The sequence below is a fragment of the Blautia schinkii genome, from assembly GCF_013304825.1.
Classification (GTDB): domain Bacteria; phylum Bacillota; class Clostridia; order Lachnospirales; family Lachnospiraceae; genus Blautia_A; species Blautia_A schinkii_B.
Window position 1 is genome coordinate 48,890 of the sequence record NZ_JAAWUO010000008.1, and the last position, 25,831, is coordinate 74,720.

General features: G+C 44.9%; 23 protein-coding genes. 12 read left to right on the plus strand and 11 right to left on the minus strand.

Translation table 11 applies throughout. The annotated features are described in order from the left end of the window. The first annotated feature begins 80 nt into the window (after positions 1-80). Positions 81-1,967, plus strand: coding sequence for a 1,4-alpha-glucan branching protein GlgB (gene glgB, locus HFM85_RS07580; protein ID WP_173737678.1), 1,887 nt, complete (start codon positions 81-83; stop codon positions 1,965-1,967). Between the two features lie 226 nt (positions 1,968-2,193). On the opposite strand, the gene HFM85_RS07585 is transcribed toward glgB, so the two are convergent. Next, a complete protein-coding gene (locus HFM85_RS07585) occupies positions 2,194-3,828 on the minus strand; it encodes a CapA family protein (RefSeq protein WP_243873834.1) in 1,635 nt (544 codons plus the stop codon). Positions 3,829-3,965: 137 nt separating this feature from the next. Between HFM85_RS07585 and HFM85_RS07590 the strand changes: the two genes are divergently transcribed. Beyond that, complete coding sequence (locus HFM85_RS07590; protein ID WP_173737679.1) at positions 3,966-4,385, plus strand: acyl-CoA thioesterase; 420 nt, start codon at positions 3,966-3,968, stop codon at positions 4,383-4,385. Continuing rightward, on the plus strand, positions 4,385-4,663 hold the full coding sequence (locus tag HFM85_RS07595) for a hypothetical protein (RefSeq protein ID WP_173737680.1): 279 nt from the start codon (positions 4,385-4,387) through the stop codon (positions 4,661-4,663). Before HFM85_RS07590 ends, HFM85_RS07595 begins: the two co-directional genes overlap by 1 nt. 68 nt (positions 4,664-4,731) lie before the next feature. On the opposite strand, the gene HFM85_RS07600 is transcribed toward HFM85_RS07595, so the two are convergent. Then, positions 4,732-6,504: a DUF885 domain-containing protein gene (locus HFM85_RS07600; protein ID WP_243873835.1), complete on the minus strand. Its 1,773-nt coding sequence runs from the start codon at positions 6,502-6,504 to the stop codon at positions 4,732-4,734. 103 nt (positions 6,505-6,607) lie between these two features. Between HFM85_RS07600 and trxB the strand changes: the two genes are divergently transcribed. The 9 genes from trxB to HFM85_RS07645 all read left to right on the plus strand — a co-directional run bounded on the left by trxB (position 6,608) and on the right by HFM85_RS07645 (position 16,367). Further along, positions 6,608-7,546 (plus strand): thioredoxin-disulfide reductase, encoded by a 939-nt coding sequence (gene trxB, locus HFM85_RS07605; RefSeq protein WP_173737681.1) that lies wholly within the window; start codon positions 6,608-6,610, stop codon positions 7,544-7,546. After that, positions 7,533-8,570, plus strand: a complete 1,038-nt coding sequence (locus tag HFM85_RS07610) for a LacI family DNA-binding transcriptional regulator (protein WP_173737682.1) — start codon at positions 7,533-7,535, stop codon at positions 8,568-8,570. The genes trxB and HFM85_RS07610 overlap by 14 nt, the downstream gene beginning before the upstream one ends. A 306-nt stretch (positions 8,571-8,876) precedes the next feature. Further along, positions 8,877-9,875 (plus strand): PTS mannose/fructose/sorbose transporter subunit IIAB, encoded by a 999-nt coding sequence (locus tag HFM85_RS07615; protein WP_173737683.1) that lies wholly within the window; start codon positions 8,877-8,879, stop codon positions 9,873-9,875. A 70-nt stretch (positions 9,876-9,945) separates the two neighbouring features. Continuing rightward, positions 9,946-10,761, plus strand: coding sequence for a PTS mannose/fructose/sorbose/N-acetylgalactosamine transporter subunit IIC (locus tag HFM85_RS07620; RefSeq protein ID WP_173737684.1), 816 nt, complete (start codon positions 9,946-9,948; stop codon positions 10,759-10,761). Next, complete coding sequence (locus tag HFM85_RS07625; RefSeq protein ID WP_173737685.1) at positions 10,758-11,588, plus strand: PTS system mannose/fructose/sorbose family transporter subunit IID; 831 nt, start codon at positions 10,758-10,760, stop codon at positions 11,586-11,588. The genes HFM85_RS07620 and HFM85_RS07625 overlap by 4 nt, the downstream gene beginning before the upstream one ends. 108 nt (positions 11,589-11,696) lie before the next feature. After that, a complete protein-coding gene (locus tag HFM85_RS07630; protein ID WP_173737686.1) occupies positions 11,697-13,376 on the plus strand; it encodes a glycoside hydrolase family 13 protein in 1,680 nt (559 codons plus the stop codon). Between the two features lie 161 nt (positions 13,377-13,537). After that, positions 13,538-14,380, plus strand: coding sequence for a Cof-type HAD-IIB family hydrolase (locus tag HFM85_RS07635; protein WP_173737687.1), 843 nt, complete (start codon positions 13,538-13,540; stop codon positions 14,378-14,380). A 178-nt stretch (positions 14,381-14,558) separates the two neighbouring features. Beyond that, positions 14,559-15,416: a YitT family protein gene (locus tag HFM85_RS07640; protein WP_173737688.1), complete on the plus strand. Its 858-nt coding sequence runs from the start codon at positions 14,559-14,561 to the stop codon at positions 15,414-15,416. Positions 15,417-15,659: 243 nt separating this feature from the next. Further along, positions 15,660-16,367 carry a C40 family peptidase gene (locus HFM85_RS07645; RefSeq protein ID WP_173737689.1) on the plus strand — a complete coding sequence of 236 codons (708 nt, stop codon included), beginning with the start codon at positions 15,660-15,662 and terminating at the stop codon, positions 16,365-16,367. Between the two features lie 580 nt (positions 16,368-16,947). Here HFM85_RS07645 and HFM85_RS07650 read toward each other — a convergent pair. From HFM85_RS07650 to HFM85_RS07690, 9 genes are read right to left on the minus strand one after another with little or no spacing between them, the layout of a single operon-like run. Next, the gene (locus HFM85_RS07650; RefSeq protein WP_173737690.1) at positions 16,948-17,571 is read right to left on the minus strand and encodes a V-type ATP synthase subunit D; all 624 of its coding nucleotides are present in this window, start codon (positions 17,569-17,571) and stop codon (positions 16,948-16,950) included. A 12-nt stretch (positions 17,572-17,583) separates the two neighbouring features. Then, complete coding sequence (locus HFM85_RS07655; RefSeq protein ID WP_119239431.1) at positions 17,584-18,966, minus strand: V-type ATP synthase subunit B; 1,383 nt, start codon at positions 18,964-18,966, stop codon at positions 17,584-17,586. Between the two features lie 15 nt (positions 18,967-18,981). After that, positions 18,982-20,751 carry a V-type ATP synthase subunit A gene (locus HFM85_RS07660; protein ID WP_173737691.1) on the minus strand — a complete coding sequence of 590 codons (1,770 nt, stop codon included), beginning with the start codon at positions 20,749-20,751 and terminating at the stop codon, positions 18,982-18,984. Next, the gene (locus tag HFM85_RS07665; protein WP_173737692.1) at positions 20,744-21,331 is read right to left on the minus strand and encodes a V-type ATP synthase subunit E; all 588 of its coding nucleotides are present in this window, start codon (positions 21,329-21,331) and stop codon (positions 20,744-20,746) included. Before HFM85_RS07665 ends, HFM85_RS07660 begins: the two co-directional genes overlap by 8 nt. Before the next feature lie 12 nt (positions 21,332-21,343). After that, entirely contained in the window at positions 21,344-21,652 is a 309-nt protein-coding gene (locus HFM85_RS07670; protein WP_119239433.1) for a V-type ATP synthase subunit F, read from the minus strand. Between the two features lies 1 nt (position 21,653). Next, on the minus strand, positions 21,654-22,085 hold the full coding sequence (locus tag HFM85_RS07675) for an ATP synthase subunit C (RefSeq protein ID WP_015525392.1): 432 nt from the start codon (positions 22,083-22,085) through the stop codon (positions 21,654-21,656). A gap of 38 nt (positions 22,086-22,123) precedes the next feature. Further along, positions 22,124-24,064, minus strand: a complete 1,941-nt coding sequence (locus HFM85_RS07680) for a V-type ATP synthase subunit I (RefSeq protein ID WP_173737693.1) — start codon at positions 24,062-24,064, stop codon at positions 22,124-22,126. 18 nt (positions 24,065-24,082) lie between these two features. Continuing rightward, complete coding sequence (locus tag HFM85_RS07685) at positions 24,083-25,126, minus strand: V0D/AC39 family V-type ATPase subunit (RefSeq protein WP_173737694.1); 1,044 nt, start codon at positions 25,124-25,126, stop codon at positions 24,083-24,085. A 19-nt stretch (positions 25,127-25,145) separates the two neighbouring features. Continuing rightward, complete coding sequence (locus HFM85_RS07690; protein ID WP_173737695.1) at positions 25,146-25,466, minus strand: hypothetical protein; 321 nt, start codon at positions 25,464-25,466, stop codon at positions 25,146-25,148. Positions 25,467-25,831: the final 365 nt, after the last annotated feature.

Genomic DNA, 25,831 nt, shown 5'->3' on the forward strand with positions numbered 1-25,831 from the left:
TGGTATAATTATAGAATAAAAAACTCCACTAATAATTGGGGAATGAACGGTGGCAGAACTATAAAGGGAGGTACCTGAAAATGGGAAAGAAATTGCAGTTTACGGAGCTTGACCAGTATCTTTTTGGTCAAGGCACGCATTATGATATTTACAGAAAACTGGGGGCTCATCCGGATACGCAGAACCGGAAAAAAGGAGTTTATTTCGCAGTGTGGGCGCCGAATGCGCAGGCGGTTTCTGTTATAGGTGAATTCAACGGATGGAATAATGAGAAGAATCCTATGAAGAAAGTTGGAACGATTGGTGTTTATGAGACATTTATACCTGGAGCCAAGATCGGACAACTGTATAAATTTTACATTACGGGAGCTCATGGTGAAGAGCTTTACAAGGCAGACCCGTATGCCAATGAAGCTGAGCTGCGTCCAGGAACTGCATCCCGGATCACAGATATTACCAACTATAAATGGAAAGATGTTACCTGGATGAAGAACCGTGAGAATTTTGATCCGGATACAAGTGCCATGTCCATTTATGAGGTACATCCGGGTTCCTGGATGAAACATCCGCAGTCAGAGCAGGATGAGGACGGATTCTATTCCTACAAAGAGCTGGCACCGAAGCTTGCCCAATATGTTAAGAAGATGGGGTATACACATGTTGAGCTTATGGGTATTGCCGAACATCCTTTTGACGGTTCCTGGGGATATCAGGTAACCGGCTATTATGCACCGACATCCCGTTATGGAACTCCGCAGGATTTCAAATATCTTGTTGATTATCTTCACCGTCAGAAGATAGGCGTTATTCTTGATTGGGTACCTGCCCATTTTCCGAAAGATGCCCATGGACTTGTCAATTTTGACGGTACAGCTGTATATGAACATGCAGATCCGAGACAGGGTGAGCATCCGGACTGGGGAACCAAGATTTATAATTATGGTCGTCCTGAGGTCAAGAACTTCCTGATCGCCAATGCCCTTTACTGGGTGGAGGAGTGCCATGTTGACGGTCTTCGTGTGGATGCAGTTGCTTCTATGCTTTATCTTGATTATGGTAAGAAGGATGGAGAATGGGTTGCCAATAAATTCGGCGGCAACAAGAATCTTGAAGCTATTGAATTCTTTAAACACCTGAATACAGTTGTGCTTGGAAGAAACCATGGAACTGTGATGATCGCAGAGGAGTCCACAGCATGGCCAATGGTAACAGGCAAGGCTGAGGATGACGGACTTGGATTTTCCCTGAAATGGAATATGGGATGGATGAACGACTTCCTGGAATATATGAAGCTGGATCCGTATTTCCGTAAATTTAACCACAATAAAATGACTTTTTCTATGACATATGCCTACAGTGAGAAGTATGTTCTTGTTCTTTCCCACGATGAGGTTGTACATCTGAAGTGCTCTATGCTTGAGAAAATGCCGGGAGAACTGGATGATAAATTCAAGAACCTGAAAGCAGGTTATACATTCATGTTTGGCCACCCCGGTAAGAAGCTTCTTTTTATGGGACAGGATTTCGGTCAGCTGCGCGAGTGGAGTGAAGCGAGAGAGCTTGACTGGTATCTTCTTGGAGAGGAGAATCATCAGAAGCTGCAGCAGTATGTCAGTGATCTTCTCCATCTGTATAAGAAGTATCCGGCACTTTACGGATCAGATAATGATCCGTCAGCATTTGAGTGGATTAATGCCAATGACGGTGACAGAAGCATTTTCAGCTTTATCCGTAAATCTCCGACAGGCCGCAATAATATTCTGGTCGTATGTAACTTCACACCGGTGGCACGCCCGGATTACCGTGTAGGGGTACCGAAGAAAAAACAGTACAAACTGGTCCTTAATGAGCAGGGACTTCTGGAGAAAGGCAAGGCATTCAAGGCTGAGAAGAAAAACTGCGACAACCGCGAATTCTCCTTTGCATATCCGCTGGAGCCGTATGGAATTGGCGTATTTACATATTGATAAATTATTGGCTGACAAATGCTTTCTGACAATACAGTGAAACCCTGTAAAGGGGAACTGCGTGTGCGTCAGTGTTCAGTATGGAGTTAATTTGCCGATAGGATCAACAGAGCTGAATATGATAATAAAATACCGGGAACAGAGAAAACTGAAAGCAGTAAATTCAGATTTCTCCGGTTCCCGGCGTTTTTATTAAGAATTGATTAGTTTTTTACCTGGTAAAGGATTATTCTTCGCTATCATCATAATAGCTGTCATCGTAAGAACCGTCGTCGTAAGAACTGTCATCATATGATCCGTCATCAGAACCATCGTCAGAACTGTCATCGGAGGAGCCTTCTGCACTGCCAGAACTATTGTCTGCAGTATTGAAGGATTCGGAAGTGATGTCAATGCCTTTGTCTGCGTAATATTGTTCAGCAGTGATGGAAGCAGTATCTTCTACCACGTTTCCTGATGAGTCGATCATGTTCAGATCTGTATTAATGGTTACGTCAAGAAGATTGGTTCCTGTGGATGGAGTTACGTTCATGGACATGATCTCATTGAATTTCTTTTTCAGGTTATCCAGTGTGAATACACCATCACCAATGTATTTCTGTACACCGTTCTGGGAAGCAAGTTCTTCTGTGTAATCAGAAAGCATGTAAGGACCGAATTCACCGGAATCACTGTTATAGTGCATTACCAGAGGCTCTACTGTTGGTGTAAGGATCTTAACAGAGGTCTTGCCGTCCTTCGCAGTTTTCTGGATGGTGAATTTTGCCATTCCGCCAAGAAGCTCTTCCAGCTTCTGCTGTGTAGATACAAAGTTTCCAAGGGAATAAAAGACAACAGTCTCATTTCCTTTATCATCGGTAAGGCGGCCGTATGGCTGGAGTACATGAGGGTGACCGCCAATGATGACGTTTACTCCCTGTTCCATAAGGTATGCAGCCCACTGTTTCTCATATTCATTTGGCATGGTTTCATCTTCCGTGCCCCAGTGTGCAACGAAGATAATGCAGTCTGCCTGCTGTTTGGCTTTCTGGATCATGGTGGTGATCTTATCCTTGCGGATCATATCGATCATGTAGTCTTTTCCTTCGATACCGCCTACGTTTGTACCGTAGGTGTAATCCAAAAATGCGATCTTGATGCCGTTTACTTCGCGGATCTTGACAGTATCGGCATCCTCCTGGGAATCATGGATTCCAATAAGCGTGACATCCGGATAATTTGTTTTCCAGAAATTCAGAGTGTCTGTGAGAAATCCTTCACCGAAGTCATCAATATGATTGTTGGCAGATTCGACTACGTTAAATCCGGCCTTTATGATGGCATCGCCTACTTCCGTTGGTGTTGCAAAAGACGGGTAGGAGCTTACATTGTCGTGATCGGTTGTAAATACAGTTTCCTGATCGATCATCCTGATGTCGGCATCTTTGATGGCATCTGTGATGTGGGTATAGATTTTGTCATAATTCCAGGTTCCGTCTTCGGAAACGCCTGCATCAATAAGACTCTGGTGATAAAGATTATCGCCAACTGCAATGACAGATGCTGTTGTTACATCGCCGGTAGCAGCTTCTGTCTCCTGTTTTTCTTTTGCTGTGACAGCCTTTTTCTGGGCATCTATAGCTGGTTTTCGGATCAGACGGTAATCCAGCTGGTTAAACAAAATGACCAGAATGGCCAGGACAGCAACAGAAGCCAGAAGACTTGTCCGGGCATTGCTGCGCTCACGGAAGTTCAGCGGAATGTTTTCTTTAAAATTTCGCTTAACAGCTTTCCTGTTTTCACGCGCCTCCCGGAAATTCTGAAGCCGCTCCGGAAGATTTTCCCTTTTAAAGGGATTGTTGAAGTTCGGTGGAAATTTCATTTATGATTTACCTTGACTTTCTTTAAAATATCGATTTTTTGCTGTAAAATTTATTATAGCAGATTTTTCAGGGGGTGGGAAGAGGGGAGAGATGTTGGTTTGTGTTGAGACTTTTTGTTTTAAAGAGGAGTATAAAAATGAGTGTTTATAAACGTAAAGCACAGTATCATGAAACGGATCAGATGGGAATCATCCATCATTCCAATTATATTAAATGGATGGAGGAAGCCCGGATTGCGTTTATGGGAGAGATGGGATTTGGCTATGGTGAGGTTGAGAAACGGGGAATCGTTTCTCCTGTAGCCGGAGTTTCAGTTTCTTATAAGAAGCCGGTTCTGTTTGATGATGAAGTGGAGATCACAGTTTCTGTGAAAAAGTACAATGGTGCAGTTCTGGAGCTGGAGTATGAATTTTATAATGCAACGAGAAATGAGAGCTGTACGGTAGCCTCCTCGAAGCATTGCTTTACAAAAGACGGAAAACTGGTATCACTGAAGAGGGAAATCCCTGAACTGGATGAACTGTTCAGGAAGAGTCTGAAAGGAGAGAATGCCTGATGGAAGTAGTAGAAATGCTTGATAATCTGAAAGAAAAAGCCAGAAAAGATCCGGCACTTCGTGAAGAACTGCTGGCAACACGTGAGGAGAAAGAACCTCTGGCAGCTTTCTGCAAAAAGTGCCGGGAGCTGGGCGTTCCGGTTTATGAGATGGATCTTATTGCAGCAGGCGAAGAATTCTATGCAGCTATGAAACGAAGTACAAATGGCGGCGGGGAGAATTCACCGATGCTTGAAGGTGAAGATGATTTTTATGAATTGTTTTTTGCAGGGCTGTGATGTTTATCTCTGTCTGAAAATATTTACTACACAAAATGTAAGGAGTATTTTCAGACAGGGATTTTTATTTACTCAATCATATCAATATACTTCTCCAGCACCGGAAACTGCATCCCTCCGATCTTCAGCACTCTGCGGTGAAAGTCTTTCATATCGAAATCCTGTCCAAGTCGTTTTTGTTCGGTTGTGCGCAGATCCAGAAGACTTAAATATCCCCAGTAATATTTCAAATAATTTCCAGGAGTCTCCAGAATGTACTGGTAAATTTCCGAGATAACCGTGCTATCCTCAATGCCAAAGGCTTTCAGAAAACTGGCAGCTTCAGCCTGATTCCATCCATTATAATGGATCTCAATATCCAGAAGAGAGTACATACATAGGTTAATACTGCGGTTCAGCCATGAAAGACGTGCAAGATCAGAGGCAGAAGAATCCAGGATATAATCAGCTGCATATTCATAGGCAAAGGGCTCCACATAAGTAGCCCACCCTTCCGCAAACCCGGAAGTATCCAGAAGATTTCGGATTCCAGACGGATTCTGGCGTTCAAAACTAACTGTCTGATAAAGATGACCCGGGAATCCTTCATGAGCCAGAGTGGTAAAAAGCTCCAGACCCTGATAATTTGCGGACGGATTTATGTAGATCACATTAGGAGTACCCGTATCCATAGGCGGTGTGAGATAAAAAGCAGGACTCAGATAATCTTTCATGGAGTCATGCACAGTTTTAAGTTCAAAAGAAACATCCTCCAGTGGAGGAAAATCTGAGCTGATTTTTTTCTGCAGGGAAGAAAGCATCTGAGCTGGTCTTATTTCTGTAAAAGAAATTCCTTTATTAAGTGTAGTAAGAAGTTCCGGATTCTGGCGAAGCATATTTCCAACAATACCAATTTCACTGGAAAGCTGCCTGGAAAGCCGTTTTTCGATCTCTTTCACAGGAACATAAGTACCGGTCTGGCTTTGCAGAAGATAAAGATAGTACGCTTTACCACCTTTAAAATACGCCAGGCCGCGAGGATTTTTTCCAGTGCCCCGCAGAGCTTCCAGACCTGTCATAAGCTCCTGATAGGCAGGAATCACTTCCGTTTTCATAAGATTCTGATGAGTAAGAATCAGAGTCTGCTGTTCTGAACCGGAAAGTTTTCCGTAGTCTGAAATTTTTGTGCGGAAAATATCCAGCATATAATTTTCATCCGGATTCCGGATAAAAGCACTGCACTGTGCAAGAATCCGGTCCAGCGTGGCATCACTCATAAAGAAACCGGCCTGAGATTTCTTCTGCTCGAATTTTATAATACTTTGAAAATACGGACGTATGGTGGTCAGAAGATTCAGGTAATCAGAGATATCCCGATCCTCATAAAAAGCATATTCAGCCAGAAGAACCGGTAGCTGTGCCTGGATTCCCAGGCTTGGTCCAAGAGGCTCCTGGAGAAGGTAATTATCGCCAAGAGATTTTTCTGTGTGATAATAGAGAAGCATGGAATCGAGAGTCATCTGATTTTCCGTGGAAAGATGACTGTAGCGGAATGCTTTCAGCTTATCCTCGTACTGCTGACAGACCTTGTAGGTGTTTTGCATATCTGTGGGAACCGTGCCAAGAGAAGCTGTTTTTCGCCGGATTCCCTGCTTTTCCGGATGAGCCAGGGAATAATGAAGAGTAAGAGAACTGCCGGAAACTTCGTTTCGGAAAACCTCCTGGGTAAAAGCCTCGAATTTTCCGTTTTCTGTAATTCCATGAGCAGAAAAATATCCGGCAGCTATGCCGATAATAAAAGTAAAAATAAGACCGCAGGCAATAAAAAAAGAAGATTTTTTCTTCAGGATCTTAAAAGGCATAGAAAGTCCTTCCTGCATTTGGCTTTGTACTATCATATTGGAAAAATACGGAATCTATGATATTATGTGAACGGAAATTATGTATTATAAATGGAGAAAAAGTATGAGCGATATCTATGATCTTGCAATTCTGGGCGGGGGTCCTGCAGGGATCACAGCGGCGATCTATGCGTCCCGTGCCAGATTAAATACAATATGGATCGATAAAAACTTTGCACCAGGCGGTCAGATCACGGCTACTTATGAAGTAGATAATTACCCCGGAATGCCGGGAATCTCAGGGATGGATCTGGGCGAGGCCTTTGGGGAACATGCCCGTAAACTAGGACTGGAGCCGAAGCGTGAGAAGATCCTTTCCCTGGAAAATATTTCAGGAGATATCAAGACGATACACACAAAAAAGAACGAATATCAGGCCAGAACCATTATCCTTGCATTTGGCGCAGAGCACCGGAAACTGGACATTCCGGGAGAAGATGACCTGGGAGGACTTGGAGTTTCCTATTGTGCAACCTGTGACGGAGCTTTTTATAAAGACAGAACAGCCGTGGTAGTTGGAGGCGGAAATGCGGCAGCAGAGGATGCGGTATTTCTTTCCGGACTTTGCAAAAAAGTGTATCTTGTTCACCGCCGGGACGAACTTCGTGCAGACAAGGCCATCCAGGAGAAGGTTTTTGACTGTGAAAATATTGAAATGGTATGGGAAAGTATTCCTCTGGAAATCCTGGGGCAGGATGAAGTGACAGGCATTAAGATCCAAAATGTAAAAACAGGGGAAGAACGCGAACTGGATACAGACGGCGTTTTTATTGCAGTGGGAATTGTTCCGAATACGACACTTTTGGAAGCTCAGCTGGAGCTTGATGAGAACGGGTATATCTGTGCAGGGGAGGAAGGAATTACCAGTGCAGCAGGCGTTTTTGCAGCGGGGGATATCCGTACCAAGGCACTCAGACAGGTGGTAACTGCTGTTTCAGACGGAGCCAATGCAGTGGCTTCCGCACAGAAATATCTCTGGAGGAAAGACAATGGCAACCATTAAAGAAATCGCGCAGAGAGCAGGCGTAAGTACAACGACTGTCTCCAACGTCATACATGGAAAAACCAAAAAAGTATCTCCTGCCAACATTCAGAAAATCGAGAATCTTATCCGTGAAATGGGATATGTACAGAAAATGGGACTGAGAGTACTGAATAAGGAGAAATCCCAGTTGATTGCAGTTGTGATCAACTATCATAAAGACTTCAGGGATTCCATCATCGGAGATCCTTTTTATGGAAAAATTATCGGTTTTATTGAAAAATATGTGCAGGAGCTGGGTTACTATCTGATGCTTTATTCAGCAAAAGATACGGACAGGATCTTCCAGATGGTTATGGGCTGGGATGTGGACGGAGTCATTGCTATTTCCTTCAGCAAAAGCAATTGTGAAAAAATCTATCAGCTGATCAACAAGCCGATTGTTTCCATTGATGCTTACGGAGAACTGGATGCCGGTCAGGAGAGTCATGTCCTGAATATCGGACTGGATGATGAGAGCGGCGGATACCTTATGACAAAATATCTTTTGGAATGCGGCTATGAACATATCCAGGTCTGTGCAGGACGTGATAATGGTGTTGACCATCTCCGTTATATGGGAGCGCAGAGAGCAGCAAGGGAATTCGCAGGAAAGAAGCAGAAGGTACAGTTTACTGCACTGGGTATGAATTACGCAAAGCGAAAAGAAAGCTACGCATGGCTGATTCAGCGAAAAAAACCGAAGACTGCATTGTTCTTCCTTTCAGATCTCTATGCTCTGGAAGCGATCAGTTTTTTCAGCAGCAGAGGTGTGAAGATTCCGGAGGAGATTGGAATTGCAGGATATGATAACATCAGTTATGCAGAGTTTTCTGTGCCACGACTTACTACAGTCAGTCAGAATGTGGAGCAGAAAGCATCTCTCGCTGTAGAAATTCTGATGGAGAGAATCAATGGTGAGGATAAAGAGCGGGAAAATGAGATCAGGCTTCCGGTTACACTGATTTCAAGAAAGTCAGTGCAGCGTCAGGATGAGAAAAAATAGAAAATAAAGTGTTACTGCAGAGATGCAGAATACAGCAGGAAGGGATTTTCAATACGGAAAATCTGGGATATAACGATGTTAAAAGCCGAAATATACGGAACTGTCAACATATGGCAGCCAGAGTATTTCGGCTTTTTTGCAGCATATATTTATGTAAATTCTGCACAAAACCATAATTTTAAACTTGTCACAATGAATGGTTATGTACATAACCTATTTACATATGCAGCCTTTAATGCTATAGTGTGAGCACAAAGGTTATGTACATAACTAACAGGGAAACAGTATAGAAGGAGTGAATACCAGATGAAACAGATTCTGATCGCCACACATGGAAAGATGGCCTCCGGTATCCGTTATACAGCAGAGCTGATCGTGGGAAAAATGGCTGAGATCACAACTATCGATGCTTATGTAACACCGGAAGATAATGTGGAGAAAAAGTTTGAGGAATATTTCGCACAGCACGAAAATGACAGAATTTTCGTTTTCACAGATCTGATGGGCGGAAGCGTTAATCAGAAGCTTCTGGGATATAGTCAGAAGGAGAACGTTACACTTATCACAGGAACCAACCTTCCTGTTCTGATGCAGATAATGATGGCTGACGATGATGTGACAGAGGAAGAGATCCAGGAATTTATCGATGATGCCAGAGAAGAGCTTCAGGTGGTAAACCTTGGCGGCGGAAAGAAAGCTGCATCTAAAGACAGCATTGCAGAAAATAATGCACCGACTGCAGAAAACGCCGTACAGGAGAGCGCAAAGAAAGCACCAGATCCACAGTCCTACGATAATTCCACAGCGAAGATCACAGCACTTCGTGTAGATGACCGTCTGATTCACGGTCAGGTTGCCATGACCTGGACCAAGCAGCTGGCAGTACAGGGAATCGTAGTTGCCAACGATGAGGCTGCCAACGATAACACCCAGAAGATGGCACTGAAAATGGCAGTACCGGGAGGGATTAAATCTCTGATCAAACCGGTGGACGAAGCCATTCGTATCTTAAACAATCCGAAGGCATCCCAAATGCGTATCCTGGTTCTTACAAGAACTGTAAAAGATGCCCTGAAAATAAGAAAGAATGTTGGCGAGATAGGATTTCTTAACGTAGGAAATACGGGACGTTTTGATGGAATCGATGTTTCCGAGAAGCTTGTCCTTACACCAACTATCATGCTGACAGACGCAGAGCAGCAGGCACTGAAAGAGCTGGTAGCTATTGATCCGAAGGCATGTATGCAGCAGGTACCGAATGACGAGCAGAAGCTTGTGAAGGATGTGCTGGATAAATTAAACTGACATATATAAACTGTGGAATGTGAATGTCCACAGAATGAATAAAACGTAACAAAAAAGGGAGGAAGGAAAAATGTTAAACGCATTTCTTGTAGCACTTGCCGTATTCATCTGTGTCGGCGGTGCAGAGCTGATCGGATTTACCATGCTGAACCGTCCGATCGTCATCGGACCTCTGGTAGGTCTGTTCCTTGGAGATCTTCACACAGGAGTTATCATCGGAGCTTCACTGGAAGCCGTATTCATGGGAGTTGTAAACATTGGCGGTGCCTCCGCGGCAGAACCCGGAATCGCCACAGCAGTAGGAACCGCTTTTGCTATCATGCTTGGCAAAGGATCTGAGGTTGCTCTGACACTGGCACTTCCGATCGGTATCCTTGGTCTTCAGATTAAGACAGTTCTCTATATTTTCATTGTAGGTATGTTTGCAAAAACCTTCGACCGTCTGGCAGCAGAGGGCAAGGAGAAACAGATCATCGCTCTCCATTACGGACTCTGGGCTGTGAACTGGGTATTATATTCACTGTTCGCATTCTTCGGGATCCTCTTTGGATCTGATGCAGTCAGTGCACTTCTGGATGCCATCCCGGATGTTGTTATGAACGGTCTGACAGTCTGCGGAGGACTTCTTCCGGCAGTAGGTATGGCGATGCTGATGAAAATGCTCTGGGACAACAAAATCTGCATGTTCTATTTCCTGGGATTTGTCCTGGCAGCATACTTAAACCTTCCGCTTATCGCTCTTGCAGTGATCGGAGTAATTATTGCCATCTCTGTTGGAATGAACGATTATAAGCTTAATCAGCTTTCTGCACAGAGAGTAGCTGTTTCACCGGCTGGAGACTCTGAAGAATATCTTGATGAAGAAGAGGAGGAATTTTTCTCATGAGTAATTTAACAAAATCTATTCCTGCAGATGAAAGAAAAATGCTGAGAAAAGCTTTCTGGCGTTCCTTCACTCTGTATGCAGCAGTAAGCCCGGCAAAACAGGGAGCATCCGGCTTCTGTTATTCCCTGATGCCATTTATCGACAAATTTTACAAAAATGATGAGGAAGGCAAAAAAGCGGCTCTCACAAGAAGTATGTCTTACTTCAATACAACCATCACCTGTTCTACATTCATCATGGGTCTTGTGGCATCCATGGAGAAGAAAAACAGCGAGCAGAAGGATTTTGACGCAAGCTCCATCAATGCGGTGAAATCTTCCCTGATGGGACCTCTGGCCGGTATCGGTGATTCCATTTTCTGGGGTGTTCTTCGTGTAATTGCGGCAGGAATCGCAGTAGGACTTGGAGCATCCGGAAATGTTCTGGCACCTATCGTGTTCCTGCTTCTTTTTAACATTCCGTCTATTCTTGTGAAATATTACGGTACATTCCTGGGTTACAAGCTTGGTTCCGAATACATCCAGAAGGTTTATGCAAGCGGTCTTATGAACATTCTGACAAAGGCTGCCAGCATTGTAGGTCTTATCATGGTTGGTGGTATGACTGCCAGCATGGTAACCTTTAAATCCACTTATGAACTCACCATGAAGGGTGAGTCTGTTCTGAACCTCCAGAGTATGCTGGATCAGATCTTTGTCGGCATCGTTCCTCTTGGACTGACTCTTCTGTGCTACTATCTGCTGAAAAAGAAAAACATCAGCATCACAGTTCTGATCATAGGTGTCATTATCCTGAGTATCCTTCTCTCTCTTTTCGGAATTGCATAAACCTTAAGGAGAAGGAATAAAGACCAGAATTATGAAAAGGCGGACCCCAGTTGGTCCGCCTATAAAAAAGCCTGAAATAAGATATTTTGAATAAAGGAGACACAGAACATGAAAGATTGGTGGAAGAATTCCGTTGTATATCAGATTTATCCAAGAAGCTTCAAGGACTCCAATGGAGACGGCTTCGGCGATCTTAAGGGTATTATTGAAAAACTCCCCTACCTTCAGAACCTTGGGATCGATGTGCTCTGGCTCAGTCCTGTATTTGACTCCCCACAGGACGACAATGGTTACGATATCAGTGATTACCGGAAAATTTATGCAGGCTTCGGAAGCAATGAGGACATGGATGAGCTGATCAGAAAAGCTCACGAGCATGGCATCAAAATCGTTCTGGATCTTGTAGTAAACCATACATCTGATGAGCATGCCTGGTTTGTGGAAAGCCGGAAATCCAAAGACAACGACTACAGTGATTATTACATCTGGAAAGATCCGAAAGCAGACGGCAGTGAACCGAACAACTGGGGTTCCAGCTTCTGCGGAAGCGCCTGGGAATATGACGAGGAGCGTGGTCAGTATTATCTTCATTTTTACAGCAAAAAACAGCCGGATCTTAACTGGGAGAATGAAAAAGTCCGCCAGGAGATTTATGATCTGATGAAATTCTGGATGGATAAAGGAGCAGATGGATGGCGTATGGATGTTATTGCTTCTATCTCCAAGGATCAGTCCTTCCCGGATTATCCGAAGACAGATGACCGTAAATATTACACAGGAAAATATCACAGCAACGGACCAAGACTTCATGAGTTTATCCACGAGATGAACCGGGAAGTGCTTTCAAAATATGACTGTATGACAGTAGGTGAGGCGCCGGGCTCCACACCGGAGGTTGCAAGACTTTTTACAGATCCGGAACGTGAGGAGCTGAATATGATCTTCACATTTGAGCATATGAATATCGACCGTATCCCGGGATCTGTAAACCGTAAATGGGCACTGAAGCCTTTTGATCTCCGTGAGCTGAAACGGGTTATGACTGAGTGGCAGAACAAGCTTTATAATAAAGGATGGAATGCTCTGTACTTTGAGAACCATGATCAGCCGCGTGTGATTTCCAGATGGGGAAATGATACCACTTATCGCGAGGAGTGTGCAAAAGCTTATGCAACAGTCCTTCACGGCATGCAGGGAACACCGTATATATATCAGGGCGAGGAGATCGGTATGACAAACGTACACTTCCCTCTGAACGAGTATGAGGATATTGAGGTGCGCAACGCATATCAGGATCTTGTAATTAAGAACAAAACCATCACCGAGGACGATTTCCGCAAGGCTGTATGGAACAAGAGCCGTGACAATGCCAGAGTACCAATGCAGTGGGATGACAGCGAGAACGCGGGATTCACAACCGGAAAACCGTGGTTCCGTATTTCCGACCGCTATCATGAGATCAATGTAAAAAAAGCTCTGGAAAAAAATGACTCCGTGTTTTATTATTATAAGGATCTGATCCGTCTGCGTCATGAAGAGGAACTTCTCACAGAAGGCGATTATCAGCTTCTTCTTCCGGAAGATGAGAAGGTATTTGCCTACCTGAGAACTTCAGAGAAAGAGCAGTGGATCGTTGTGGCAAATCTTTCTGAGGATACAGTAAGTACAGAAGACCTTACAGAATATGTATCCGATAAAGAGGATATTAAAATTGCAAACTACAAAGACAGAACAGGAATCAAAGAAAACTTGAGACCGTACGAGGCATTTATGATGAGAATCCGCTGAATTCCTGAACTGTTATTTACGCAGCAAAGCGGAAAAAATATCCGCTTTACAGACTGCAGGTATGAGTTTTTGTGCGTATCTGTACTGCCGAAGGCTATCCGGGCGCAGTGCAGATGCGCTTTTTGCTCATAGGAACACAGACGGACAAACAGGAGGAAATTATGGAAAAATACATCATTGCAGTAGATATGGACGGAACACTTCTGAACAGCGAGAATAAGATTTCCGGGAGAAACAGAAATGTTTTGCAGCGTCTGATCGATGACGGACATTATGTGGTACCGGCAACCGGAAGAACAAGGGAGCTGATCCCCCAGGAGTTTTCCGTGCTCCGTGGAGTGAAATGGGGAATTGTGGAAAATGGCTGTGTTGTCTGGGACTACGATAAAAATGAGATGATCTGGCGCAAAACAATGTCCAAAGGAATGGTACGGGGAATCCTGAAGGATGTGGAGGACAGCGGAGTAAAAGGCTGGATCGCGGAAGCTTATGCCAACGGAGTTGCATATTCCGATGCAGATGCCAGAGATTATGTGGCCTCAGTAGCAGATAAAGATTTTCTGGAAAAAACCTTCGTAGATTATTTCCTCAGCAGACATGAATTTGTAAAGGATTTTTACAGGCAGACGGAGCTTCTGGATCAGGCAGAAAAGATAAACATCTATTTTGAAAACCTCGAAGATAGCAGAGCTCTCCGTGAAAAATGGAAGGATCTGGATGATGTGGCTGTCACTACTTCCATCAGCGGTAACGCAGAGTTCAACGCAGCAGGGGTGGACAAAGGAGTTGGTCTTGCCATGCTGCGCACAAAGCTTGGCATTGACCGGATGCATGTGATCGCTTTTGGTGATAATGAAAATGATCTGGAAATGCTGGAAGGCGCAGGCATCGGAGTCGCTATGGGTAATTCCAAACAGTATGTAAAGGATGCCGCTAATGAGGTGACCGGAGATAATGATCATGATGGTGTGGCGGAATTTCTTGAGAGGTTTTTCGGGCTGTAAGCTGTGGGTGATCGTGATCGCTGATATACGGGACAGGGAAATATATTTTCTCTGTCTTTTTTTATTTTCATTTTCGGTGATATAAGGTATGATTAACAGAGAAGATGAGGGGAGTGCCGGTTTTGATCGGTAGTTTCCGGTGAAAATTTTTTGAGGGAATCAGGAGGGAATTTTTTATATGAAAAATTTAGTACCTAAGAGGGTGATGGAATATATAGTTATCACATTTGCAGTTATTCTGATGGATGTGGGAATCTATGTATTCAAATTCCCGAACAACTTTTCTTTCGGAGGAGTTTCGGGTATGGCAGTCGTATTCTCGCATTTTATTCCGATGACATCTGCGCAGATCAACCTGGTGATCAATCTTATTTTGCTGGTGATCGGGTTTATGATCCTGGGAAAAGATTTTGGCATAAAGACAGCTTATGTTACAGTTGTATCTTCGCTGCTCCTGAATGTATTCGAGAAGGTTTTTCCTATGGAAAAAGCACTCACAGGGAACATTATGCTGGAGCTGTGCTTCGCGATCATCCTTCCGGCACTGGCTGCTGCGATCCTGTTTTTTGAGAATGCCTCAGGCGGCGGTACGGATATTGTTGCGATGATCATTAAAAAGTATTCTACGATGAATATTTCGGGTGCACTGTTTCTTGTAGACTGTTTCATCGTTGTTGTTTCCTTTATGGTATTTGATATTACCACAGGCCTCTGCTCTGTGCTGGGTCTTATGGCCAAGACGTTGCTGATCGATAAGTCTATTGAGAGGATGAAGCTGAACAAATATTTCACTATCATTTCCAACAAACCGGAGGAAATCTCCGATTTCATCATGAAGGATCTGAACAGAAGTGCTACAATCTATCATGGAGAGGGTGTTTATACCCATAAGGATAAAAAGATTATCCTGACGGTAGTTGACGTAAAGCAGGCAGTGTTGCTGCAGAGGTTTATTGATGAGGTAGATCCGCAGGCATTTCTGATGGTAACGAAGAGCAGTGAGGTTATTGGTAAGGGATTTATGAGTTATATCTGATTGGTTAGATGATGCTATCCGTTTGACTATATGCTTTGTTATATAGAGAGCATTTTCTACAGCTGTTATGGTTGTAGAGATGCTCTTTTTTTATTGGATCAAGTCTGCAAATGATGTGAAGTTTTCGTGAAAAGGTTTGACATATAGTGTCTTATATGGTAGTATACACACTTACGTAACAAAATTTAACATAATTGTAATAAATAAAAGCAACGATAGATAAATTTTCTGAGAGGAGTTTTTATGTTTTATAAAAAAATTGCTGCTGTTGTCATGAGTGTTGTGATCGCCGGATCTGTTCCGTGTACAGTTTTTGCAGATACAGATGTAAGTGCTGTGACAGATGGCGAGGTGGAGGAACTTTCCATTGAGGAAGACTTCTCAGACGGGACGGATTCCATCTCCGCTCTTGCAAACGCTCTGGCAGACAAGACTGTTTCTGATGTGGCAGAATATCAGGAAGCGAAAGCAGAGGCTGAGGAGATCGCACAGAAGAGACTGGAAGCAGAAGCAGCAGCGGAAGCTGCCCGTAAAGCGGAAGAAGAGCGTAAGGCAGCTGAAGAGGCAGCACGTAAGGCTGAAGAAGCCCGCGTAGCCAAGCGTCAGGAAATTGCGGATTTTGCACTGCAGTTTGTAGGAAATCCGTATGTCTACGGCGGCACAAGCCTGACAAATGGTGCAGACTGTTCCGGGTTCGTGATGTCTGTGTTTGCACAGTTTGGTTATGAGCTTCCCCGTGTGGCAGCAGCCCAGTGTGCAGCATCCCAGAAGAAATCTGTAGAAGATATCGAAGTTGGTGACCTGGTATTCTACGGAGACGGCGGAATCGACCACGTAGCTCTCTATATCGGCGATGGCAAGATCGTCCACGCCAGCACAGCAGCTACAGGAATCAAAGTATCCGACTACAATTACCGTGCACCGGCTGCGGTTGGAACTTTTGTGGAATAATATATGAATAACGAGGATTTGTAGTTTCTTATCCAGATTTGTCTGGGTGCCAGGTGAAAAAAACCCTTCTGGCAATATGCACAAAACCGGTCGAACCATGGTGGATAAGTGAAAAATTATCCAAAAAGTTTTCCACATGGGGAAAATCCGCAAATAGGCTAATAATCAAGTTATACACAAAATTATCCACATTATCCACAAGGATAACAATGTGGAAGACCTGATTTACATAAAATAAATTAAACATATGTTTTGTGTAAAAATGATAAAACTGCAAAAACTGTGAAAAAAATCTGTAAAACTATTGACATTTTTAAATTCTAAATATCAAAAAATATTTCGGGAAAAAGATGTAATTCAAAGAAATAAAAGAAAATAATCTGAAAATAATAACAAAATTCTAATGAAACCACTGTATTTATCCAACCAGAAACCAGAAGTATGGAAATGTGCGTAAAAAAAGGACAGTGACCGGATACAACGGACACTCAATGTGTTGAAAAGTTATTTTCAGGTGTGGATAAGTGTGGATAACATCAAAAATCCTCCGCAGAACCGGAAAGATCTGCGGAGGATTTTTTTAACTGTTTTGTTTCATTCGTTTGATCACCTTCAGACGTGTAAACTCTTCTCGCTCTTTTTCCTCCAGGGCATTAGTGATATCTCTGGTGAGAGTTTCATATCTTGGGATGGTGATATTCTTCAGAGCGTTGGCACGCTTCTGGGTTTTTTTGATATTGGTGGCAAGACGGATAGCTGCGTTTTCAATCATGGAAAGCTGAATGGACAGTTCTTTCACACGCTCGAAAGCTGCCTTGGCCTCGTCCAGGGACAGCTTGGTGCTGTAGTAGGCGTAGGTCGGCGTATTGCTGCTCTGCTTGTCATATTCCACAAGAGGAATCTCAGTACCCATAACGCTTCGTGTCTTGATCCGGATGGAATTTTCTACAGGAACGGTATGGGAAATCTGGTCTACAAAAGCGATACCGATCTCCATGTTAGCTTTCTGCAGGGCTGCATAGGCAGTGCGGAAGGTTTCATCGATCTGAGTCTGGATATCCTTTGCCTGGTCAATAAGCTCCATCATTTCACGGATCAGGATATTACGCTTTTTGTCCATAAGCTCATAGCCCTGTCTGGAAAGAGCCAGAGAATTTTTTGCAAGTATGAGATTTCCCTTGGTGGGAAAGGTATTCGGATCCATAAAATCACCTCACTAACGGACGGTTTCTCTGTAATACTGATCCAGAACTTTGGTATCGATACGGTCGAGCTCTTCTCTTGGAAGAAGTCCAAGAAGCTCCCAGCCCTTATCCAGAGTCTCAATGATGCTTCGGTTCTCAGTCTCAGACTGTCCTACGAACTCAGCCTCGAATGCTTTACCAAATACAAGATACTGTTTATCCAGCGGAGAAAGCTCATCTTCACCGATAACGGAAGCCAGGGCTCTTGCGTCGCCTACCTTTGCGTAGCAGGAAAAGAGCTGGTTGGCAACGTCCTGATGATCAGCACGTGTGAAGCCTTCACCGATACCATCTTTCATCAGACGGGAGAGGGACGGCAGAACATTGATCGGCGGATAAATAGCCTGGCCGTGAAGCTGGCGGTCCAGTACGATCTGCCCCTCTGTGATGTATCCTGTAAGGTCAGGAATCGGATGCGTGATATCGTCATTAGGCATGGTCAGGATCGGGATCTGGGTTACAGAGCCTGTGCCGCCGCGGACAATTCCTGCACGCTCATAAAGAGTAGCAAGCTCACTGTACAGATATCCGGGATAACCTTTTCGGGAAGGAATCTCACCTTTGGAGGAGGAAACTTCTCGCATGGCCTCGCAGAAAGAAGTGATATCTGTGAGGATAACCAGGATGTGCATGCCTTTTTCAAAAGCAAGATACTCAGCGGCAGTCAGTGCGATCTTCGGTGTAAGAAGACGCTCAACAACCGGGTCATTTGCAAGGTTCAAAAACATAACAACGTGATCGGAAGCACCGCTTTCTTCGAAAGTCCTGCGGAAGAATTCGGCTACGTCATATTTAACGCCCATTGCTGCAAAAACAATGGCAAATTTTTCATCAGAATCGCCGCCCAGGGAAGCCTGCTGAACGATCTGTGCAGCCAGCTTGTCATGAGGAAGACCGTTACCGGAAAAGATCGGCAGCTTCTGGCCGCGGATCAGGGTGGTCAGTCCGTCAATGGCGGAGATACCGGTGTTGATATAGTTTCGCGGATATTCACGTGTTACCGGGTTCAGCGGAAGACCGTTGATGTTCAGGCTGACTTCCGGTGTGATCTCGCCAAGACCGTCAATAGGCTGGCCGATACCGTTAAAGGTACGTCCTAGGATTTCAGGGGAAAGCCCGATCTCCATTGGATGTCCGGTAAGACGTGTGTGTGTATTGCCGAGGGACATATTATCTGTTCCCTCAAAAACCTGGATAACAGCCTTATCCTCGTAGATTTCCACGATACGGCCGATTTTCTGCGTGCCGTCCTCCATGTGGAATTCCACGATCTCCTCGTAAGATGCGTTCTTAACACCCTCAAGGACAACAAGAGGGCCGTTTATTTCACTCAGGCCAAGATATTCGATTGCCATAAACTGATCCCTCCTTTAACCGTTTCTTTCCAGTACATTATCGTAGAAACGGTCGATATCTTTGTGATACTCATCAAAACGCTCCAGTTCTTTATTTGGAACCTCGTATTTGATAGCAATGATACGCTCAAAAATTTTATCCTCTTTCAGCACGGAAACCGGCATGCCGCGGTTTACAAGAGCACGGCATTTCTCATAAAGATAAAGGATAGTTTCCATCATCAGGAACTGTTTTTCCATAGGAACACTGGTGTCTTCCTGATGAAAAGCGTTCTGCTGAAGGAATCCGAGACGGATCACTCTGGCAATCTCAAGTGTCAGTTTCTGGTCATCCGGAAGAACATCGCTTCCGATAAGCTTAACGATCTCCATGAGAGAACTTTCCTGGTTGAGGATAGCCATGATCTGGTTTCTGTCATAAACGAATTTCGGGGAAACATGCTCTCTGTACCATGGAGTCAGGTCTTCCAGATATTCGCTGTAGCTGGTAAGCCACTGGATCGCAGGGAAGTGACGGGCATAGGCAAGTGCCTTGTCCAGTCCCCAGAAGCAGCGGACAAATCGTTTCGTATTCTGTGTAACCGGTTCGGAGAAGTCACCACCCTGAGGGGAAACTGCACCGATAATAGATACGGAACCTTCTGTTCCGTTCAGGTTCTGCATCATTCCCGCACGCTCATAAAATGCGGAAAGCTTGGAAGCCAGGTAAGCCGGGAAACCTTCCTCTGCAGGCATCTCCTCCAGACGTCCGGAAAGCTCACGGAGAGCCTCAGCCCATCGGGATGTGGAGTCTGCCATGATGGCTACGTCATAGCCCATATCGCGGTAATATTCCGCAAGTGTGACACCTGTATAGATAGAAGCCTCACGGGCTGCAACCGGCATGTTTGAAGTGTTGGCGATCAGAGTGGTACGGTCCATCATCAGGTTTCCGGATTTTGGGTCGATCAGTTTGCTGAAGTCCTCGAGAACCTGTGTCATCTCGTTTCCACGCTCGCCGCAGCCGATATAGATGATGATATCTGCGTCAGACCACTTGGCGATCTGGTGCTGTGTCATGGTTTTTCCTGTTCCGAATCCACCGGGAACAGCAGCAGTGCCGCCCTTGGCAATCGGGAAAAGGGTATCAAGGATTCGCTGGCCCGTAAGAAGCGGAACGCTTGCCGGGAAACGCTTGTAGGTCGGTCTCGGAACACGGATCGGCCATTTCTGGGCAAGAGCCAGCTCTTTTTCAGTGCCGTCATCAAGACGGATGGTGATAATAGGCTCCAGAACAGTGTAAGCACCGTCCGGAACTGCATGGATAACGGTTCCGTGCGGGATGTTTGGCGGAACCATGGATTTATGAAGGATGGAGGCGGTCTCCTGTGTCTCTGCAATCACAGTACCTGCGCCGATCACGTCTCCTTCTTTTACTGTGATGTGTGTTTCCCATTTTTTCTCAGTGTCAAGGGAATCAACGCTGACACCGCGGGAAATATATTTTCCGGAGGCCTCTGCAATTTCTGCAAGAGGCCTCTGGATACCATCAAAAATATTGTGGATGATTCCCGGTCCAAGGAGAACGGAAATTGCGTCTCCTGTTCCGGTAACGGTTTCTCCGGGTTTCAGTCCTGTAGTTTCCTCAAAAACCTGTACAGTCGTCATATGTTTCTTAAGTCCGATGACCTCTCCTACAAGTTTCTCAGGGCCTACATAGACCATCTCGGAGATCTTGAAGCCGGTGTCGCCCTTGAGGTAGATAACAGGACCGTTGACACCGTAGATAATACCTGTTTTACTCATGTGCTGGACCTCCGTTGAATTTGAAATCTCTGTATGCTGCATTGTATCCTTCCTCAAAAGAATTGTCGATGAGGATGTTTTTCTCCGGGATCACAGCTTTGATTCCGCCGATAAAGGAATTTCCGGAAAGCTTCAGCGGAAACCCTGTCTTGATCGTAAGTGACTTCAGCCGGGGTTCATCCTCCCTGGAAAGATAGATCTGGATCTCATCGTGTTCTGCAAAACATACGGCTTCTTCGATCTTGCTGCAAAGATATTCCTCATAACGGGAGGATTCCATAAATTTCAGGATCTGTTCTCTGACCTCTGAAAAAAGTTTCTCTTTTAAACGCCTCTGTCTGGCAGTCCAGTCACGGCGGATATTCAGCTGTTCGGCTGAAAGTGCCTTGTTGATCTCACGCCGGGCGTTTGCAATCTCGGCTTTCCGGGAACTGGCAGCGTTTTCCAGAGCCATTTTTTTATGTTCCTCCATTGCGGCATCCAGTGATTCTTTATGCTCCTGGACCTCTTTTTCCGCCTGGTGGCGGGCTTCTTCCACGGAGGTATCATAGAAGTGGGTGAGTTTTTCTTCGATTGTCATAATATCACCTGCCTATAATTTTAATCCGATGGCCTCATTCACGTATGAAGTGATGAAATCAGGCCTGCGGCCGGTACCGTGTCTGTCAGGAATTTCTATGATGAGAGGTGTTTTGTGATGGAGTTTTACATCGTCGATGATCTCAGGAAATTCCCGGCCGAATTTCTCGGTCAGGAGAATGATACCGATTTCTTTATCCGCGATAGTACGCTCCAGAGCTTCCTTCAGCTCATCGTGTTCATGGACAACAACACCTTCTACACCGGCCAGTCTCATTCCTGTCAGAGTATCAATATTGTCGCTGATCAGGTACATCTTCATATCAAAGTTTACCCAGGATCATGAAGGAGATGATCAGTCCATAAAGAGCAACACCTTCGGCAAGACCTACGAAGATAAGGGATTTACCAAGGATGCTCTGATCCTCACTGATTGCTCCAAGTGCTGCGCTTGCCGCACTGGCAACGGCAATACCACCACCGATACAGGAAAGTCCGGTAACGAGTGCTGCTGCGATGTAGCCCATACCTGTTGCAAGGCCTGCGTCAGCACCTGTTGCAGCCTGTACAGAAGCTCCGCCTGCGAATGTTACGGCGATGGCAACAAGCATGATCCCGAAGAAGAAAAATGCGTTTACGCCAAGAGCTGTTTTGTAGCGGCCACGGCTTTTTTCGCCGAGAAGATAATAACCGAATGGAAGAATGATGCTGAGTACAAGTGCAACTGCGATTGTAATCTGTGTAATGACTGTCATGATGATGACCTCCTTAAACTTAAATGGTAATCGTTTTATTATTTATTCCTGGAGCAGAACGGCTCGAATTTACGTCCGCTGCCTTTGTAGAAACGGCTGAACATTTCGTAATATTCCAGACGGAGTACCTGGATACCTACGATCAGGCCCTCCATAGCGCATACGAAAAGGTTTCCGAGGATAATGACGATCCAGTTCGGACTGCCGTTCTCTGCGCCTGCAAGCATAAGCACAACCTCCATCATAGCTGCGTGGCTGACTGCAAAAGCACCGATACGCACGAAGGAGAGTGTATTGGAAAAGTAGCTCAGGATAACCTCGAACAGTTCGAAGATACCCTGTACGATAAACATGCCCTTTTCTTTTGGCATAACTTCGGCTTTTTTCTTAACCAGGTTGGTAAGCGGCTCCTTGAAGAAGATCAGAAGCAGCGGAACACCGAACATGATGGCAAGAACAGCTCCGCCGGGAACTGCATGACCGGAAACAAAAAGTCCGATGCAAAGTACTGCAGATCCGTAGAATACAAGTCCTGCCACAGCGTTGGTGTCGAACCAGGTTTTTTCAACATCATGCATCTTAAGGGAATTGATGATGTTGAAAATCATGCACAGGAGGATGATTCCCATGCCAAAGCCGATGGCAACAATAAATACGGTATTCAGTTTTCCGATAAAAGGTATGGTCGTCATACTGTCTACAGGTCTTAGCCACAGAGCAGGTATGACATCTTCAAATCCAAAGATACTGCCGAACATCAGGCCGAAGAAGGTTGAGAAAACACCGGCACAGCTGATGATTCCGGCAAGGTCGATATGCTTCAGCCTGTACAGAAGGAAACCTCCGATAAAAAGCAGAAGTCCCTGTCCTGCATCACCGAACATGGCTCCGAAAATGAAGGAGTAGGTGATGGCAACGAACCAGGTTGGGTCCATCTCGCCATAAGCGGGAAGACCGTACATCTTGACATACATTTCAAATGGTTTGAAAAGCTTCGGGTTCTTCAGCTTTGTTGGCGGCTGATGGTTTGGATCATGTTCCGGTGATGTGGTATCCTCGCCGTCTACCAGGCAGAAGATCCGTTCATCTGATGCGATATCAGCCTGAAAAGCCCGTGTGTCAGCTTCTGTCATCCAGCCACAGAGAATATAGAAATTCTCATGATTTCCGGTGCAGGCAGCAGCCTTACGGACATCAAAGTTTCTGGAAAACTGACGTAGTGTATCTCTGGCAGAAACAATATCTCCGGCTCTGTCAGAGAGGAAACGCTGGCGTTTCTGCTTCTGGGCTTCCAGATGCTTCAAGGCATCCTCGTACTGTTTGCTTACGCTGGAAAAAGCCTGCTGGGCTGTACCGGTGTAATTATCCGGTACAAAGATCTTCTCAAAGTGCATGGAAGAGTAGGCCGCATCAATCTTGTGAGCCTCATGCTTCGGTACAAAATAGACTCCCCAGACATACTGGTCATCTTCATCACATTTCAGGAAGATGGTGTTCAGGTTGTCGTAAATGTATTTCTTGAATTTTTCGTAATACTGTTTCTCAATACGTCCGAAATGAAAATGAATGTATTTCAGGTGCAGAATAGAGGAAATATCGTAATCAATATTTCGGAACGGACGTATGATCCGCAGGGATTCTTCCAGGGAGGAACATTTTTCTTCTAATTCAGTTTGTTCCTGCTGGAGTTGCTCCGATTGTCCACGGATCTCCTTCACTGTGGAAAGTGCTTTTTCAATACCAGTGCTTCGGTTGGAAGCAGCAGGAGGACTTTTCAGTTCTTCGTAAATGGTATTGATGGAATTAAGAGCATCTCTATACGGATTGACCTCAAGGAAAGGTGTCAGGCTTTCTACTGTGGTCAGTTCAGAGAGCGCGTTTTCCAGATGGATTTCGTACTTGCACAGGTAGGTGTTTACAACCCGGTCAATATCTGCTTTGGGACCGGTGATGCTCAGAAAATTCATTTTTTCAATCACGTTGCTACCTCCTGGTTATTAACCGTTGCGTATATAACGCAGGGATTGTTCTGGATCCACGCCATAGCGCACGCACTCAAGGGCAATGGTCAGACGGTTGACTTCATGTTCTTTATGATATAAATAGGAATAAATGACTGCTACGGAGTAAGGGTCCTTGCGTGCTTCCCGTTCCAGCACATTCCTGAGGATGTAGTTATAAAATTCCTCCAGGTTGGTTGCAGTCAGCTGCTCATATTTCTTACCATAGTAGGTTCCGGCAAAAATACGCTGGGCTTCTTCGTATGTGGGAGCTTCCACAAGCGCGGTGATCTCTTCTTTACGAAGCTTGTAGTTCATGGGAATCAGCAATGCATAGATTTCGGCTGGTTCCATGCGAAAACAGCGTTTGGATCGCTGGATGAACTGCAGGTTCAGCATATCAAATTTTTCGCCGTAGGCTTTCGTGATCTGAGCCAGATCATTGCCCTTGAAAAGTTTCTTCCGCATATTCCAGATCTGTGAAAAATATGAAAGATCAAGTGCCATGCCGAAGTCAAAAAGCGTGGCATTTCCCCGTTCGTTGACCTGAGACAGAGGAATGAAGAAATCATTTCCCTTTAGTGCGGCGATAAATTCATCCATATTGGCGCAGGCTGCAAGTCTGTCAATATCCAGTCTGGAATGCAGTTTGAAAAAATCGCGGTAAGGGGAAATATCTACGGGGTCAGTATCTCTGTGGTCGAAGAGATTCGTCATAATCTCTTTCAGGACACGGATCTCATAGCGTTTCGAGTAAAGAGTCAGGAACGTCCGCTGTTCCTGGTTTGCAAAGTGGTAAAGTCTTGAAAAATTCCGGAAGATAGATTTCTTCAGAAGTTTCTCTATCTGCCCTCGATGCAGATCATTCTCATCGAGACCAGACCAGATATTCTGATATTCCGGGGTTCGTTTCAGGTAGGCTGTTACCTGGGGGACATTGGGAAGCTGAACGATTTCTTCCAGCTGCTCATCTGTCACAAGCCTGCTTTGCATGGCACGGATCTTGGTAGAGAGTCCGCTGTATGAGAGGACAGTGCCCATTGAATCACTTCCTTTCCCTTCAGGTTTCGGTAATTCCTGTTATTTTCTGAAACAGCTCTTTGGAAAGAGTCTCGTGGTTGGCTTCGTAGTAGGAATCCAACCTGGATAGCTGGTCTTCTGTCTCTGCACGAAGCTGGGTGATCCGGGCGTCTTTCTCGCGGGCCAGATCTTCACGGATCTTCCGGATTTCAGCGCTGGTCTTTGTTTCCAGGGAGACATCGAAATCTTTGATCTGTTTTTCGGCTTCTTCTGAGAGAGCTTGTTTCTGTCGCGCAGCGTCCTGCATGATAGCATTGGCTGTAGCTTCGATTTCCGAAAGCTTGTTTAGGATTTGTTCCATTGCGCCCTCCTTGTTTTGTTTATTGTCTATAATTGATTTTTATATGATACACCTTTTTTATGGTAAAAACAACTAAAAAATTGTTAAATTTTTTGCAATTATTGAATAAATATGTTCAAAAAGAGACGAAAAAAAGAAATTTGTTTATTAGACGATAATTGAGTTTTGGGAAAAAATGAAAACCGCAAAGGGGCCGTAAAGCCACGGCCCCTCTGCACACCCCTCGGGCTTTTTTTAGGAGTGCCTGGTTGTGGTGAGTGAAAGGGTATTGACTTGTGCCTGTATGCTGCGATTTTGGATGGGGGAAGGCTGTGCCGAGGTGGTGGCGGACGGACGGCGAGGCGCTTCGCTGTCGCCTGGTATTG

Coding starts and splice junctions, on each gene's coding strand:
- glgB (WP_173737678.1), top strand. CDS start 81: ATGGGAAAGAAATTGCAGTTTACGGAGCTTGACCAGTATCTTTTTGGT.
- HFM85_RS07585 (WP_243873834.1), bottom strand. CDS start 3,828: ATGAAATTTCCACCGAACTTCAACAATCCCTTTAAAAGGGAAAATCTT.
- HFM85_RS07590 (WP_173737679.1), top strand. CDS start 3,966: ATGAGTGTTTATAAACGTAAAGCACAGTATCATGAAACGGATCAGATG.
- HFM85_RS07595 (WP_173737680.1), top strand. CDS start 4,385: ATGGAAGTAGTAGAAATGCTTGATAATCTGAAAGAAAAAGCCAGAAAA.
- HFM85_RS07600 (WP_243873835.1), bottom strand. CDS start 6,504: ATGCCTTTTAAGATCCTGAAGAAAAAATCTTCTTTTTTTATTGCCTGC.
- trxB (WP_173737681.1), top strand. CDS start 6,608: ATGAGCGATATCTATGATCTTGCAATTCTGGGCGGGGGTCCTGCAGGG.
- HFM85_RS07610 (WP_173737682.1), top strand. CDS start 7,533: ATGGCAACCATTAAAGAAATCGCGCAGAGAGCAGGCGTAAGTACAACG.
- HFM85_RS07615 (WP_173737683.1), top strand. CDS start 8,877: ATGAAACAGATTCTGATCGCCACACATGGAAAGATGGCCTCCGGTATC.
- HFM85_RS07620 (WP_173737684.1), top strand. CDS start 9,946: ATGTTAAACGCATTTCTTGTAGCACTTGCCGTATTCATCTGTGTCGGC.
- HFM85_RS07625 (WP_173737685.1), top strand. CDS start 10,758: ATGAGTAATTTAACAAAATCTATTCCTGCAGATGAAAGAAAAATGCTG.
- HFM85_RS07630 (WP_173737686.1), top strand. CDS start 11,697: ATGAAAGATTGGTGGAAGAATTCCGTTGTATATCAGATTTATCCAAGA.
- HFM85_RS07635 (WP_173737687.1), top strand. CDS start 13,538: ATGGAAAAATACATCATTGCAGTAGATATGGACGGAACACTTCTGAAC.
- HFM85_RS07640 (WP_173737688.1), top strand. CDS start 14,559: ATGAAAAATTTAGTACCTAAGAGGGTGATGGAATATATAGTTATCACA.
- HFM85_RS07645 (WP_173737689.1), top strand. CDS start 15,660: ATGTTTTATAAAAAAATTGCTGCTGTTGTCATGAGTGTTGTGATCGCC.
- HFM85_RS07650 (WP_173737690.1), bottom strand. CDS start 17,571: ATGGATCCGAATACCTTTCCCACCAAGGGAAATCTCATACTTGCAAAA.
- HFM85_RS07655 (WP_119239431.1), bottom strand. CDS start 18,966: ATGGCAATCGAATATCTTGGCCTGAGTGAAATAAACGGCCCTCTTGTT.
- HFM85_RS07660 (WP_173737691.1), bottom strand. CDS start 20,751: ATGAGTAAAACAGGTATTATCTACGGTGTCAACGGTCCTGTTATCTAC.
- HFM85_RS07665 (WP_173737692.1), bottom strand. CDS start 21,331: ATGACAATCGAAGAAAAACTCACCCACTTCTATGATACCTCCGTGGAA.
- HFM85_RS07670 (WP_119239433.1), bottom strand. CDS start 21,652: ATGAAGATGTACCTGATCAGCGACAATATTGATACTCTGACAGGAATG.
- HFM85_RS07675 (WP_015525392.1), bottom strand. CDS start 22,085: ATGACAGTCATTACACAGATTACAATCGCAGTTGCACTTGTACTCAGC.
- HFM85_RS07685 (WP_173737694.1), bottom strand. CDS start 25,126: ATGGGCACTGTCCTCTCATACAGCGGACTCTCTACCAAGATCCGTGCC.
- HFM85_RS07690 (WP_173737695.1), bottom strand. CDS start 25,466: ATGGAACAAATCCTAAACAAGCTTTCGGAAATCGAAGCTACAGCCAAT.